Origin of the sequence: Rhizobium sp. NZLR10 (genome assembly GCF_019685125.1) — a bacterium.
In the GTDB taxonomy this organism is placed as follows: Bacteria; Pseudomonadota; Alphaproteobacteria; order Rhizobiales; family Rhizobiaceae; genus Rhizobium.
The window spans coordinates 185,584-196,910 of record NZ_JABDWE010000014.1 but is presented as its reverse complement, the minus strand read 5'-3'; the positions used below and the strand labels follow the sequence as shown (position 1 = coordinate 196,910).

Sequence of the window (11,327 nt, the reverse complement as noted above, 5' to 3'; positions counted from 1 at the left end):
AAGGTCGACATACGAAAACAGCGACCCCGTCCGATCATCCCCGCCGCGCATCCAAATTCCCTCGAAATCACTTGCAAGATGGAATCATGTGTCCAGCCCAAAAGCCAGTGGGTTTTTCAGCAGCCTGCTAGACCGGGCATCGGCCTTCGCTTCGACTGGATCGGCATGCTCTTCGCATGCCTGCTGACGCTGTTCATCGCGCTGCCGCTGATCGTCGTCGGCACATGGGCCTTCACCCAGGTCTGGCGTTACCCGTCGGTGATCCCGCAGCAATTCGGCCTGCGCTTCTGGGGCCAGACGCTGGCGCGCTCGGATGTCTGGGATGCTCTCTTGCTCAGTCTGCGGCTGACCGCGACGGTGACCGCCCTTTCCGCCGTCATCTGCCTTCCCGCCGCCTATGCTTTCGCGCGCATGCGCTTTCCCGGCAGAAATATCCTGTTCCTGTCGTTTCTCGCATCGCATGCCTTCCCGAAATTCGGCCTGCTCGTCGCCATTGCCGGCATCTTCCTGCAGCTCGGCCTGATCAGCACCTTCTGGGGCGTTGTGCTGATCCAGCTTGTCGGCACGCTGATGCTGATGATCTGGATTCCGGTCGCAGCCTTCCAGAATGTCGACCGACGCATGGAAGAGGCAGCACGCGATGCCGGCGCCACGCCGCTGCGCGTCTTCTGGTCGATCACGCTGCCGCAGGCCGCACCGACGATCACCGCCGCCCTGCTTCTGACCTTCGTCGGCACCTTCTACGAAACCGAAGGCGCCTGGCTGATTGGCGCGCCTGGGATCCGCACCATGCCGGTGCTGATGATCGGCTTCATCAACAATCAGATCGTCGTGCAATATGGCGCCGTGCTCTCCGTCATGCTGTGGCTGCCGTCCTTCATCGCGCTGATGTTTGCGCGCCGCGTCATCGGCACTGGCGCGTTCGCGAGAGGTTTTGGTGCGTGAGAGGCGCCAATTGAGGAAAGGTTTGAGAATGGCACATCTAATGATCGAGGGCGTTTCGAAGCTGTTCGGAAGCACCTTTGCCGTTCGCGAGTTTTCGCTCGAAGTCGGCGACGGCGAACTCGTCTGCCTGCTTGGCCCCTCAGGCTCCGGCAAGTCGACGCTTCTCAGAATGATCGGTGGCTTCGAGCGTCCGAGCGGCGGAACGATCCGCATCGACGGCAGGGATGTGACGAGCCTGCCGCCCGAGCGGCGCCCGACCGGCATGGTGTTCCAGAGCCACGCGCTCTGGACGCATATGGATGTCTTCAACAACATCGCCTTCGGTCTGAAGGTTCGCCGGCTGCCGAAATCCGAAATTCGTCAGCGTGTCGAGGATGCGCTCGATCTGGTCGGCCTTGGCGATTACGGGCGGCGGATGACGACGCAACTGTCGGGCGGACAACAGCAGCGCGTCGCCCTTGCCCGCTCGCTGGTGCTTGAGCCGAAGATCCTGCTGCTCGACGAACCCTTCGCCAGCCTTGACCAGCACCTGCGCGAAAGGCTGCGGGAAGAAGTGCGCGATATCCAGCAGCGCCTCGGCATCACCACGCTCTTCGTTACCCACGGCCAGGACGAAGCCTTGGCGCTCGCCGACCGCATCGTGGTCATGCGCGACGGACGCACAGAGCAGATCGCGCCGCCGAGCACTATCTACCGGCAGCCGCAGACAGCCTTCGTCGCCGGCTTCATCGGCTCGATGAATTTCGTCGAGAGCCACACCAGAAACGGCGCCTGCGAGCATCCGCTCTTCCCGCTTGCGATCCCCATCGAGGACGGACCCGTGACGCTGGCCACCCGTCCTGAAGCGCTGATGATCCGGTCCTCGGACCGGCCGGATGCCGCGACGGTCCATCGCGTCGTCGATTTCGGCACGCATAAGATGGTCGATGTCGATCTGGCCGACGGCAGTCGCTTGAAGGCAATGGTGGCGCCGGACGATCGGATTCGGACCGGAATGAAGGTCGAGCCGAGCTGCACCAGTTTTTTCGTCTACCGCAACAATGAACTCGTCCATCAATCGATGACGGCAAGGGGCGATGCGGAGCTTGGGCGGCTGTTGCCGGTCTAAATTACGCCTTCGTCGCGAAGCCTTCCTTGAGCCAGGGATACAATGCCTTGCTGGCGGCGAGGATATCGCCCGGCCCGTCGACGGCGGCACCGGAAAAACGCGTAACAATGCCGCCTGCCTCCTCGACCATCAGCGCCGAGGCGCCGAAATCATGGATCGAGAGCCCGTCCTCGAAGAATCCGTCCAGCCGGCCGCAGGCGACATAGGCGATCGACAGCGCCGCCGAGCCAAGGCGGCGTACGCCTGCCGTGTTGGCCATCAGCCGTTTGATGGCGTCGAAATAGGCCGCTTCGGCGACCGCCTTGACCTGGCCCGGGATTGGCAGGCCTGCACCGACAAGCACGTTTTCGATGTCGCCGACCTCGGCGCAGCGGATGCGCTCGCCGTCGAGATAGGCACCGCCGCCGAGCTCGGCGCTGAACAGCTCGTCCTGCATCGCGTCATAAACGACGCCGGCGACGAGCCTTCCGCCTTCGGCGATTGCGATCGTCATGCCGAAATGCGGAAGGCCCCAGGCATAATTGGTGGTGCCGTCGATCGGATCGATATAGATGATGGGTGTTTCCGGCCCGGCCGTGCGGTTGCCGACGGCTTCCTCGCCTTGAATGGCATAATCCGGAAAAGCCTTCGTCATCTCGTCGACGATGATCCGCTCGACGGCGACATCGATCTCGGTCTGATAGTCGCGCGGCGCCTTGGCCAGCATTTCGGCCGATGTTCGTCGCCGCAGCGAGCCGCGGGCGGTTTCGCCCGCCTTTATGACCGTTTCGGCAAGCACGGCGAGGCGGGACGATGCGGTCGGGGAAAGACGCGCGGAAATCGGAGAGGATGCCATGAGAAGAGTCCGGATTGCTGCTGATATGACGGGGTGAGCTACGAGGCGCCCATCCCTTCGCAGAGGCTGATGATGGTTTGATGAAGCTGTCCGCTGCCATTGCCGTCAAACGCCATCCAACAGTCGACGAGAACGCAGAGTTTGTTTGTCAGCGTCAACATAATGGCGTCAAGCCGGTTATTTCAAGATCGTTTCAAGCTCGGAAACCGTAGGAAACGCCTTTCTGGTCCCGTGCCGAGAGACGGTGATAGCGGCGGCGGCGGCGGCATGCTCGATGGCCTGCCTGTCCAGCCGTCCCCCTCGCAGCCCACAGGATGCCAGCGCCACGGCCATAAACGTATCGCCCGCACCCGTCGTATCGACCACATCGCAGGCTCGGGCGGGCACTTCAATGCTATCGCGCCGATTGACAAGCGTCGCGCCGTCGCTGCCGAGGGTCAGAACGATTTCGCGCAGGCCCCGGCTCAAAAGATATTCGGCAGCATCGCGGCCTGTCGTTCCTGTCAGGGCCTGGGCCTCACCCTTGTTGAGGAACGCTATATCGATCAACCCCCAAAGATCGGAGAAATAGGAACGCACCGGCGAGGGATTGAAGGCGGTGATCATGCCGATCGCTCTTGCCTGCTCCAGGATGTCGCGGGTCGCCTGATCGGACAGATTTCCCTGCAGCATCATCAGATCGCCTTGACCGGCGGTCGACAGGCTTCGTGCGACATGGGACAGGGACAGGCTCTGCGCTGATTCCGTCGTCGTGACGATGGCATTTTCACCGCCCGGCAGCCGGAAGATGATCGAGACGTCGCTCGATGTACCTTGCATTTCGATCAGGTCGCTCTGAAGCGGTTCCTCCGCGAGGTAGTGGCGGATCGTCTCGGCCCTCGCATCCCAACCGACAGGCGCCACCAACGTTGTCGGAACGCCGCAGCGAGCCATGACGACCGCCTGGTTGGTGCCCTTGCCGCCGAGATCGCTGCCACCGGCAGTGCCGAGGATGGAGGCACCAATGACCGGAAGTTCGGAAACGGCGATGGTTTCGTCGATGGCGACATTGCCGACTATGTAGGCGCGCATGCATCCGCTTTCGCAAGGCTGAAGCTAAAGATAAGGCGCATTGTGAAAATCGATCTCGAGCTGCATCGCCTGGCCGAAGATCGCGCTCAATCGCGCCATTTCATCCTCTTCCAGGGTTTCTCCTGTCATGTCGAGTTCATTTTTCAGCCATTGCGCCTGGGCGGCGAAATTAGGATCGACATGCAGGTCGACCCATTCCTTCAGCAGCGGATCGCTGATCGAGCGGGTAGCCGCTTCCTTCGACCATGTCCAATACATCCACTCGGCCGCAAACATCGCCGCGACCGTATCGAGGAAGCCGCCCTGGCGAGCGATCTCCAACATGCCGGCACGAAAGGCCTCGACCTCGGCGATGCCGGTGTCGAAGGAAGAAGGATCAATGCCGCGGCTGGCGAAGGTGCGTTCGAAATAGCTGATCTGCTCGGTTGCCAGCGCGTCGAGAACCGCGATCAGCCAGCGCTTCTGCGTCATCGTCTTGGCGGTCGCCGCCGCATAAGCAAAGATCGAGATGGCGCTGTCGACGAAGGCGCCTTCGTAGACGAGATAACGCTCGAAAGCCTCCTTGCTCAAGGTGTCGTTCTTCACGTCCTCGACGAAGCGGTGGCCAAGCATCGTCCGGAAGACGGCGTCGTTCTCACGTAGAATGCGGTCTGAAAGGCTCTCCTCGGCCATGCTCAGCCCTCCAGTCCCGGTTCGGCAACCGCCCGGAAGGCGCGCACCCGCTCGATATCGACAGGATTCCACCAGACACCGCCATGTTTTAGCGATGAGGCGACGATGACGCCGTTGGTGCGGCTCAGAATATCGACGATATTGTCCTTGTTGACGCCGGAGCCGACGAGCAGTGGCAGATGCGTCGCTGCGCCGATCTCCTCGATTTCCTCCATCGTCGCCGAATTGCCGGTTCGCTGGCCGGTGGCGATGACGCCGTCGGCATCGAAGAAGGCGAGGTCACGCGTCAGTTCCTGGATCGAGCGGTCGGCGACGATGGCGTGGCTGCCGTGTTTGACGTGGCTGTCGGCAAAAACCTTGATGTGCTCGGCCCTGAGCAGCGAGCGGTAGCGCATGGCTTCGGCGGCCCTGCCCTCGATGAAACCTTCATTGGCAACATAGGCATTGGCCCATTGATTGACGCGGATGAATTTGGCGCCGCCGGCCATGGCGATGGCGAAGGCTGGAATCGGCGCATTGGCAAGGACGTTGACGCCGAGCGGAATGCCGGCCGCGCGCGCGATCCGGTCGGTGACGACGGACATGAAACCCGTCGTCTCGGGGCCGATATCCTCGGGCTTCGAGAATGGCACGTCGCCGTGATTTTCGATGATCAACCCATGCAGGCCGCCTTCCATGCAGGCTTCGGCGTCGCGCATGCACGCGTCGTAGATCGCGTCCATCGCAGCAGCCCTGTAGCGGGGTGCACCCGGAAAGGCCGGGCAGTGGATCATGCCGATCAGAACCTTGTCCCTGCCGAAGATGTCCCTGACGGCGTTGGATGATCTGTCCGAAATTTCCTGCATGTCATTCCCTTTCCAATTCCTGCCGCGTGCTGAAATCACGCCTGGTTCTCGGTGAGCCAGCCAAGGATATTCTTCCACAGCCGGCCGTAGCCGTCCCATTCGCAGAAGGCAGGCGAGAGCCAGTGCGGGCCGATATCCGACGTCCAGGCCGCCGTCCGCCCAGTGCCGTGCGTCCCGACGACAAGCAGCGGATGACCACCCTGATCTTCGGGCAGGCGCGCGATGACTTCGACGTCCGCACGGTCGCGCACTTCGACCTCGTTGACGCCGAGCAGCACCGGCCAGGCGCCTTCGAGGCCCTGCATCGTGGGGTGTTCAGGCTTCACCACCTCGGCAACTGTTCCCTCGGGGATCTCGACGCGGTCGTCATAGGGCAAGCAGGTGACGGGCAGCGTGTCTTCGACGGGGGTGCGCCGCCAGCGCGCCTTGCCGTCGATGCCCTGGAAGGAGAAATAGCCGCCGACCATCAGCAGGCCGCCTCCTTTCCCCACCCACGCCTTCAGCAGCTTCAGCCGGTTCGGCACCGTGCGCGAATGCAGCCACACATCTGGCGGCAGCAGCAGCGAATTGGCGCCGATATCGGAGAGGATGATGGCATCGTAAGCGTCGAGCCCGGATATATCGAAGGGGAACTTCTCCACCGCCTCATGCGCCGGCATATAGGTGAGTTCGAAGGCGCTGCCGGCGAGCGCCTTGACCAGCGGTTCGGCGCCGAGATGGAAGGTGACGCTGCCGAACTGGTCGAAGCCTTTGTAATGCGTGGCGGAGCTAACCCAGCTCTCGCCGACAAGGAGGATTTTCTTTGTCATGGTCTTCCGGTTACCTGTGATCGATTGCATTGATGGAGCTAGGCTCCGGCATGAAAGACGCGGCGCGGATTGCCGCGCATCATCTCGTTTAGGACCGTCCCGTCGAGGCCGTGCCGCTGAAGACGCGGAAGGAAGTGGCGAAGGATGTAGGCGTAGCCGTTGCCGCCGTAGTGCGTCAGCATCATCTTCAGAAAGACGTCGTGCGACAGAAGAATCCGGTCGAGATAACCGGCCTCGACGAGACGCACGACCGCGCGCGCAGCCTCTTCGTCGCTCGGGCACTGCACCTGCTGGTCGGCATAGAAGAAATCCATTCCGATCATGTCGTATTCGATGAAGGCGCCGCGCTCCGCCAGTTCGCTCTGATAGGCAATATCGTCATGCGACGGGTTCATGTGGCAAAGGACGGTGTGGCTGAGATTCGCACCCTCTTCTGCCACCACGTCGAGCACGCGATGGCCGAGACGGAACCAGCCCGGCAGATGCACCATCATGGGAAGTCCGGTCAGCACCTGCGCCTGGGCAGCACCGCGCAGCGATTTCTCTTCCTCGGCGGTGAAATCCGAGGAGACGCCGATCTCGCCGATCAGGCCGATCCTGACGCCGGTGCCGTCGACGCCTTCCCTCGCCTCACGGACGATTTCGCGCGCGATGTCCTCGACGCTCATTGCCGCGACGCTCTCCGGATGCGAGGAGCCGAGATAATAACCTGCCCCCATCACGATGTTGAGGCCGGATGCTTTCGAAATACGCTGGAGCGCCAGTGGATCGCGGCCGATGCCCTTGCAGGTCGGTTCCACCACCGTGCGGCCGCCGGCGCCGGCGAAATCCTTGAGTTCGGCCACCGCCAGATGTTCGTCGTCGAGGGTGATGTTGTGCTTGTTGACGAAGGGATCCTGCCGGAGTTCGCCGAGGATCTCCATGCAGACGAAGCTTTCGGCCAGATGTTGCCGGTCCGGCGTCTTCGGCGCGTGCCACCAGCAGCGGCAGTCGTTGAGGATGTGTTCGTGCATCAGCGTCACGCCGAGCGCATCCGCCGAAATCGGACCGGTGACGGTCATCACTTTGCCGGAGCGGACATGCGCTTCGGACAAGCTATCTGCTGCCTGTTCACTCATCGCCTCATCCTTTCCTGCCCATTCCGAAACGGAAATTGGCGGTGAAGATGCGGGTGTTCAGCCAGATGGCGACGAGAATGATGGCGCCGGTGACGATCTGGGTGAAGAACGGCGATATGTGCATCAGGATCAGGCCGTTACCAATGACGGCGATGGTCAGCGTGCCGAGCACCGTGCCGAGGATGGTGCCGCGCCCGCCCATCAGCGACGTTCCGCCGAGAACGACGGCCGCAATCACCTGCAACTCGAAACCGACGGCGGCATTGGACGAGCCGGAGCCGAGCCGGGCGGCAATCAGCAGGCCGGCGACCGCGCAGGCGATGCCGGAGATGATATAGACCGAGGCGATGATCCATTTGGCGGGCATGCCGACACGCCGCGCCGCTTCCATGTTGGAGCCAACCGCCACGACCTGCCGGCCGTATTTCGTCGCTGTGATGATCACATAGCCGAGGATGGCGATAATGAGGGCGATGACTGCGGGGATCGGGAAGCTCAGGATTTCGCCCCGGCCGAGCGCGAAGAAGCCCGGCGCATCCTTGATCGGGATGGAATAGCCCTGGGTCAGATAGAGCGCCAGGCCGCGCAGGATCGAGAGGCCGGCGAGCGTGACGATGAAGGCCGGAATGCCCTGATAGGCGACAAACCAGCCCTGAACCAGACCCATAAACGCGCCGAGCACCAGCATGCCGATGACCACGGACGGCCAGGGAATTTCCATCGCCATGACGATTGCCGCAACCGCATTGACAAGGGCGACCTGCGAGCCGACCGACAGATCAATACCGCCAGTAATGATGACGAAGGTCATGGCGATGGCGACGATCAGGATGGGGGCGGCCTGCCGGACGATGTTCAGGATGTTGCCGAGCGTGAAGAAGGTCTCGCTGCCGATCGAGAAGAAGATCATGCAGGCCAGGAAGAAGATGGCGATCGACAGCACCTGCGCATGTTCGCCGAAGAAATCGGCGGCCCGAGATCCGTGGCCGCGTTCCGTGTAAGCCGTCATTGCCTGGCTCCTTCACCGACGATCAAATGGACGAGATCCTCGAGGTTGGTGCGGCCGATCTGCCGCTCGGCCACCTTCGTGCCCTCATACATCACCGCAATGCGGTCGCAGACCCGGAAGAGATCCTGCAGCCGGTGGGTGATAAGGATCACCGAGACCCCGTTCGCCTTGACGCGGTTGATCAATGCGAGAACCGCTTCGACTTCGGCAACGGCAAGTGCCGATGTCGGCTCGTCCATGATCAGCACCTTCGGCTTGAAGGAGGCCGCTCGCGCAATGGCGATCGCCTGACGCTGTCCGCCGGATAGCTGGGCGACTTTGCCGGTCAGTCTCGGGATGCGGATTTCCAGCGAATCCAGCATCTTGCGAGCTTCGGACAGCATCGTCCTGGTATCGAGAAACGGGCCGCGGCTGAGTTCGCGGCCGAGGAAGAGATTGCCGACGACATCGATGTGGTCGCAGAGGCTGAGATCCTGGAACACCATTTCGATGTTTCTGCCGCGCGCATCCGCGGGGCCGGAGAAGCGGACCTCCTCGCCTTCCATGGTGATCGTGCCGGCATCGGGAATGTAGGTCCCCGAGATGATTTTCGTCAGTGTCGACTTGCCGGCAGCGTTATCGCCGACGAGGCCCAGGCATTCGCCGGGGAAGATGTCGAGATCGACGCCGCGCAGCGCCTGGTGCGAGCCGAAGGACTTGCGGATACCGCGCAGCGAGATGCGCGGATCGGATCGGGTGCCGCCGGATGTTCCGGTTCCGGAGGGTGCGAACCCTCCGGAACCGGCGGCAGCGAGATGATGCTGTCCGCTTTCGATCATTTGAAGACGGCCCGGTACGGCTCGACATTCTCCTTGGTCACGATGGTGATCGGTACCGAAATCGTCTTGGTGACGGCCTCGCCGGCCGAGGCCTTTAAGAGCGCGTCGACGGCGGCACCGCCCATCGCGGCCGGATCCTGCTGGACGACGGCGACGACGAAGCCGGCATCGATGCCGGCAATGGCTTCGGCAGTCAGATCCCAGCCGAATACCTTGATCTTATCCTGCTTTCCCTGGCTCTGGACAGCGGCGATCGCCCCCATCAGCGCCGGCTCGCCGGTGGCGTAGATCGCCGTCAGGTCGGGATTGGCGGTGATCAGGTTCTCGGCCGCCGCGAGGGCGTTGTCCTGGATGTTCTGGCCGTCGACGACGCCGGCCATTTCGATGCCGTCGACGCCTTTCAAGGTCTTCTCGAAGCCGTCCTGGCGGATGTTCTGGATGAACGAGTTCAGTGCGCCGACGACGCCGAGCTTGGCCTTGCCGCCCATGTTCGCCTTGACGTAGTCGAGAAAGTACTTGCCCATGTCGGCGCCGGCTGCGGCGTTGTCGACGCCGATCTGCGCCTTCTGCGGACCATCAGGCAGGATGGCGTCGATGGCAACGACAGGAATGCCGGCGTCGGCCGCCTGCTTGACCGCCGGCATGATGCCGTTGACGTCGATCGCCACGACGGCAAGACCGGAGACCTTTTCCTGGACGTAGGTTTCGATCGCGCTGTTTTGCGCGGTCGTCTCATTGTTGGCGTTGAAGATCACCAGCTTGACGCCGGCGGCGTCGGCTGCCTTCTGGGCACCCTCATTCATCTGATTGAAGAAAAGCGCCTGCTGGTTGATCTGTACGAGTGCGACGGTCTTCTTTTCCTGGGCCTGGGCGCCGGACAGGCCGATGAAGGTCAATGCGGTGAAGCCGGCGGCTGCGATCATCGTTCGTCTAGTCAAATTCAGTGTCATGTTCTCATCCTCTTTTGGTTTTTTGACGTTGCTGTTTTTTATTTCGCGGGCGGCGCAACGGAGTTCCGCACCACGATTTCGACAGGCACCAGTTCCTCGGAAGCGGATGGTTTCCACTCGTGCCAATTGGTTTCCAGAAGCAGCTCCAGTGACCGTCGGCCGATCTGGCGGACCGGCTGGCGGATCGCTGTCAGCGGCGGTGCAAAAAGATGAAGTGGGCCGACATCGTCGAAGCCGATGATCGAGATGTCAGCCGGGATCGAGACGCCCCGGCTTCCGAAGACCTCGACCAGCCCGATGGCGATCTCGTCGGAGCTGGCGAAGATCGCCGTCGCCTTTCGGTCACCCGAGAGATATTCAAGCGCAGCTGCACGGCCGTATTCGATCGTATATTCGCCGGCATAGCGATCGGCCTGGGCCTCGCTGCCATGCCGCTCCCTGAGCGCCTTCAACAGACCGTCATAACGTCTGCGGGCGCTGATCATGCGCTCGTCACCGCCGATGAACAGGACATGGCGGTGACCCTGTGCGGCCAAGTGCTGACCAGCGAGATAACCGCCTTGCTCATTGTCGCAGAACAGCTTCGGCGCTTTCGAATCGGGAACGTCCTCATCGACGATGATGACCTTGCCGGTGCCGTTGATGAGGGCGGCAAGCGCGCCGTCGTCGGGGTGGTTGGTGACGAAGATCAGGCCGTCGACGTGATTGCGCTCGATCAGCTGCAGATATTCAATCTCGCGGCCCGGCCGGTTGAGCGTGGCATGCAGCGAGACGGCGAGCTTCTTTTCGTCGGCCGCCTGCTCGACGGCGGCGACGAGGGTCGCGAAGAAGGGGTTGGCGATATCGGGCACGACGAGGCCGATCGTGTCAGAGCGACCCCTGCTCAGGCGGCGCGCATGCGGGTTCGGCCGGTAGTTCAGCGTCTTGATCGCGTCCTCAATGCGCTTCTTGGTCTGAAACGGTAGGTCGAGGCTGCCGTTGACGAAACGGGACACGGTGGTGACCGAGACGCCGGCTGCGGCCGCAACATCCTTCAAGCTCGGGGTCGTTCCCTTGGCCATTGATTGGACCTATTGTAAAGCGGTTTAGTAAAGCGCTTTACAAGACAATATCGATTGGTCGTCATTGTCAACAGCGATGAATCTGC

General features: G+C 62.1%; 12 protein-coding genes. 2 read left to right on the top strand and 10 right to left on the bottom strand.

Annotated elements, in window-relative coordinates:
• Positions 1-165: 165 nt before the first annotated feature.
• Positions 166-945 carry an ABC transporter permease gene (locus HJB82_RS21375; protein ID WP_221141331.1) on the top strand — a complete coding sequence of 260 codons (780 nt, stop codon included), beginning with the start codon at positions 166-168 and terminating at the stop codon, positions 943-945.
• 28 nt (positions 946-973) lie between these two features.
• Positions 974-2,053 (top strand): ABC transporter ATP-binding protein, encoded by a 1,080-nt coding sequence (locus HJB82_RS21370; RefSeq protein ID WP_221116177.1) that lies wholly within the window; start codon positions 974-976, stop codon positions 2,051-2,053.
• A gap of 1 nt (position 2,054) precedes the next feature.
• On the opposite strand, the gene HJB82_RS21365 is transcribed toward HJB82_RS21370, so the two are convergent.
• The 10 genes from HJB82_RS21365 to HJB82_RS21320 form a co-directional block, all read right to left on the bottom strand.
• A complete protein-coding gene (locus HJB82_RS21365) occupies positions 2,055-2,888 on the bottom strand; it encodes an inositol monophosphatase family protein (protein WP_221116178.1) in 834 nt (277 codons plus the stop codon).
• Between the two features lie 177 nt (positions 2,889-3,065).
• Positions 3,066-3,959 (bottom strand): ribokinase, encoded by an 894-nt coding sequence (locus HJB82_RS21360; protein WP_221116179.1) that lies wholly within the window; start codon positions 3,957-3,959, stop codon positions 3,066-3,068.
• A 24-nt stretch (positions 3,960-3,983) separates the two neighbouring features.
• The gene (locus HJB82_RS21355) at positions 3,984-4,631 is read right to left on the bottom strand and encodes a TenA family protein (protein WP_221116180.1); all 648 of its coding nucleotides are present in this window, start codon (positions 4,629-4,631) and stop codon (positions 3,984-3,986) included.
• 2 nt (positions 4,632-4,633) lie between these two features.
• On the bottom strand, positions 4,634-5,476 hold the full coding sequence (locus HJB82_RS21350; protein WP_221116181.1) for a BtpA/SgcQ family protein: 843 nt from the start codon (positions 5,474-5,476) through the stop codon (positions 4,634-4,636).
• A gap of 35 nt (positions 5,477-5,511) precedes the next feature.
• Complete coding sequence (locus HJB82_RS21345; RefSeq protein ID WP_221116182.1) at positions 5,512-6,285, bottom strand: glutamine amidotransferase; 774 nt, start codon at positions 6,283-6,285, stop codon at positions 5,512-5,514.
• A gap of 38 nt (positions 6,286-6,323) precedes the next feature.
• Positions 6,324-7,403 carry a phosphotriesterase gene (locus HJB82_RS21340; protein WP_221116183.1) on the bottom strand — a complete coding sequence of 360 codons (1,080 nt, stop codon included), beginning with the start codon at positions 7,401-7,403 and terminating at the stop codon, positions 6,324-6,326.
• Between the two features lie 4 nt (positions 7,404-7,407).
• Positions 7,408-8,412: an ABC transporter permease gene (locus HJB82_RS21335; protein ID WP_221141325.1), complete on the bottom strand. Its 1,005-nt coding sequence runs from the start codon at positions 8,410-8,412 to the stop codon at positions 7,408-7,410.
• The gene (locus tag HJB82_RS21330) at positions 8,409-9,230 is read right to left on the bottom strand and encodes an ATP-binding cassette domain-containing protein (RefSeq protein WP_221116185.1); all 822 of its coding nucleotides are present in this window, start codon (positions 9,228-9,230) and stop codon (positions 8,409-8,411) included. Before HJB82_RS21330 ends, HJB82_RS21335 begins: the two co-directional genes overlap by 4 nt.
• The gene (locus tag HJB82_RS21325; protein ID WP_221116186.1) at positions 9,227-10,180 is read right to left on the bottom strand and encodes a substrate-binding domain-containing protein; all 954 of its coding nucleotides are present in this window, start codon (positions 10,178-10,180) and stop codon (positions 9,227-9,229) included. The genes HJB82_RS21330 and HJB82_RS21325 overlap by 4 nt, the downstream gene beginning before the upstream one ends.
• Before the next feature lie 38 nt (positions 10,181-10,218).
• Positions 10,219-11,241 carry a LacI family DNA-binding transcriptional regulator gene (locus HJB82_RS21320; RefSeq protein ID WP_221116187.1) on the bottom strand — a complete coding sequence of 341 codons (1,023 nt, stop codon included), beginning with the start codon at positions 11,239-11,241 and terminating at the stop codon, positions 10,219-10,221.
• Between the last annotated feature and the right edge of the window lie 86 nt (positions 11,242-11,327).